This is a genomic window from Acutalibacter sp. (genome assembly GCF_056800975.1).
In genome coordinates this window covers 1-2066 of sequence record NZ_JBQISV010000138.1, presented here as the reverse complement: position 1 = coordinate 2066, position 2066 = coordinate 1, and the positions used below count along the sequence as shown (strand labels likewise).

Annotated in this window: 1 protein-coding gene and 1 pseudogene; both read right to left on the bottom strand. The window is 58.8% G+C overall.

What is annotated here, in order from left to right:
* A pseudogene (locus ACTO5E_RS10395) lies at positions 1-1084 on the bottom strand (type 2 periplasmic-binding domain-containing protein); the annotation flags it as partial.
* Positions 1085-1279: 195 nt separating this feature from the next.
* Positions 1280-2066: alpha/beta hydrolase (locus ACTO5E_RS10390; protein ID WP_482303436.1), on the bottom strand; the 787-nt coding region annotated here is incomplete at its 5' end.

The window sequence follows — 2066 nt, the reverse complement described above, 5'->3', positions numbered from 1 at the left end:
AGGTGTAGGCAATGCCGTAGGTCAGGGTGTTGGTGGTCATGTCAGAGGTAGCGATCTCAACCGCCTTGAAATTGCCGCCATAGGAGTTGTTCATGGTGAACATCTGCTCAATGGTCTCAATAGAATAGGCATGACCCATGATAACGCCCTTGCTCTGGCCGGACATGATGATGGCGTCATGGCTCAGGGTGTTGGTAGAGCCCTCGGGGTCAGAGTAGCCGGCCTGAGACCACTTGTAGGCCATCTCAACGCCCTTTTTGAAGGCATCGGTGGTAAAGTAGTTGACAAGCTGGGTGCTGTCGCCCACAGTGGCGGCATACTGGCCCACAATAGAGGTGTGGTCCTCAAAGGCGGCCAAGCTCACCAGCTGGTTGTTGTACACGCCCGGCACCTGGTCGGGAGCGGCGGCCTTCAGGGCAGGCATGGCCGCGTCCAGGTCGTCCAGGGACTTGATAGCGCTCCAATCCACAGCATCGCCATAAACCGCGTCGTCGTAGATGTACTTCCAGCTGAGCACCTGGCCCTTGTAGCAGGGCACAGCGTAAATTTTGCCGCCCACTGTGCCGGAACGAATCCAGTTCTCGGGCAGCACGCCCAAAGCGCCGGCCAGCTCGTTTTCCGCATAGGGAGTCAGGTCGGTCATGTAGCCGTTGGTGACATAGGTGTTCAGGTTGGTGGCTATGATGATGTCATACTTCTCGCCAGAGGCCAGCGCCATGCTGACATTGGTGTCGTAGTCTGTGAGAGAGGCCAGCTCCAGCTCCATCTCATAGTCGGTGATGCCCAGCTCGTCGTGGATGTAGTTGTTGATGGTGTCCTCAACAAACTTGATGTCCTCTGTGGCCGGGATGGTCATCATGGTGGGCAGGGTCAGGCGCACACGGTAGGGCTCGCCCTCGGTGGAAGCCTCGCTGCTCTCAGGCTCGCTTGCCTCGCTGCTGCCGGCGTCTGACGACAGGGAGCTTTCGCCGCCGGCAGAGCTGGCGGAGCTGGTAGAGCTGGCGTTGTCGCCGCCCCCGCAGGCCGCCATGCACATAACCATGCAAAGCGCCAGAAGCAGGGCAATGATCTTCTTTGGTTTCATTTTGCTCGTCCTCCAATTTTACATTATTTACCCTCTCGGGCCTATTTCAGTACATTCAAATAATGCCATTTTTTCAGCCCAAAATCATTCAATTTGCTGTCTTCCACTTTAAAAATAGTACAATTTTTTGCTTTTGCAAAGGCCGGCCATTAAAAATGTTCCTGCCGGTTTCAAAAAACACCACACCGCAGCCGCTCAGATTTCGTGCTCGCAAAGCCACTCGGCGCACAGCCGGGCCCAGTGGGCCACATGGGGGATATCCATTCCCAGGTCGTTGTCTCCGTCCGCCAGGGCCAGGCCGTGGACCCCCTGGGGGAAGCAGTGCAGCTCAAACTCTACCCCTGCCGCTGTCAGGGCGCTGCCCAGGGCAAAGGAGTGGCGGGCGTCGTCGCTGTTGGTCTGCCAGATAAAGCATGGGGGCGTGTCCAGGGTCACATTGGCCTCCGGGGCCATAAAGAACCGCTCCTCCAGCTCCTGCCGGGTGGTTCGTTTGAACATGCCCGCCGGGAACGCCGAAAAGGCAAAGGCCCCGTAGCAGATTACCGCCGCGTCGGGCCGGCAGGACTCCCTCTCTATTATATCATCCGCTCCGGCCTCTCCGCAATCAAAATGTGTGGCGCAGTTTCCGCTGAGCATGCCCCCTGCGGAGAAGCCCATCACCGCCACCTTGTCCGTAATGCCCAGCTCGTCTTTTCTGGCCCGAAGAAGGCGTATGGCCCGCTGCATGTCGTGCATGGCGTCGTAGCGGGTATAGGGCTGCAGCCGGTAGGTCAGAATTGCCGTGTTGAAGCCCTGCCTGGCAAAGTGGTATGCCACATTCACGCCCTCGCACCCCGAGCGGCTCAGAAAGCCGCCCCCGTGGGCCACAATAATGGTCCCCCTGGGCTCAGTCTGCCCCTGACCGTGTACAAATATCAGGGAGGGCTGGGGCTGCAGGGGGGTCTTTTCCCCGTCATACCCCGGCGCGCCCTCCTCCCACAGG